This is a genomic window from Nitratireductor sp. CH_MIT9313-5, from assembly GCF_037029545.1.
In the GTDB taxonomy this organism is placed as follows: Bacteria; Pseudomonadota; Alphaproteobacteria; order Rhizobiales; family Rhizobiaceae; genus Chelativorans.
The window spans coordinates 1-513 of sequence record NZ_JAYMER010000030.1 but is presented as its reverse complement, the minus strand read 5'-3'; the positions used below and the strand labels follow the sequence as shown (position 1 = coordinate 513).

The 513-nt window shown below is 58.1% G+C and carries 1 protein-coding gene; it reads left to right on the top strand.

Annotated features, from left to right (window positions below; translation table 11 throughout):
- Nucleotides 1-127: 127 nt before the first annotated feature.
- Nucleotides 128-513, top strand: a 386-nt coding sequence (locus tag WA367_RS18115) for a multicopper oxidase domain-containing protein (RefSeq protein ID WP_336058183.1), incomplete at its 3' end; no start/stop codon positions are given.

Below are 513 nucleotides of genomic sequence, written 5' to 3'. Positions count from 1 at the left end.
TTCAGCAAGTGACGACTCCGGCAGCAGCCTGCCGATTCCTCCGCTGGTTGACGTCCATGAAAGTTCTCCCACTTTGCTTGAGGCGATAAACGGGGAGCGAGCATTTATCGGGCACCAACGAGCTAGAGTGCTTGGGTGGTCCCAAAGCTATCTAGGCCCCACTCTTAGAATGCGCCGTGGGAGAGCGGCACGTATGTTGGTGGCCAACCGTCTTGATCGCGCCATCACCTCACACTGGCACGGCCTGCATGTGCCTGGGTGGCAGGATGGCGGGCCGCAGACCTTGATCGCACCGGGCTCCAGATTGGATCAGACTCTCGAGATAGAACAACCGGCGGGTACCTACTGGTACCATTCCCATCCCCATGGGGAGACTGGCGAGCAGGTCTATCTAGGATTGGCAGGAATGCTCCTTATCGAGGACGCAGGCAGTTCCGATACTGAGCTGTTGCCGGTCGAGTACGGGGTCGATGATATCCCGCTTATTGTTCAGGATCGCGCTTTCACCAGACG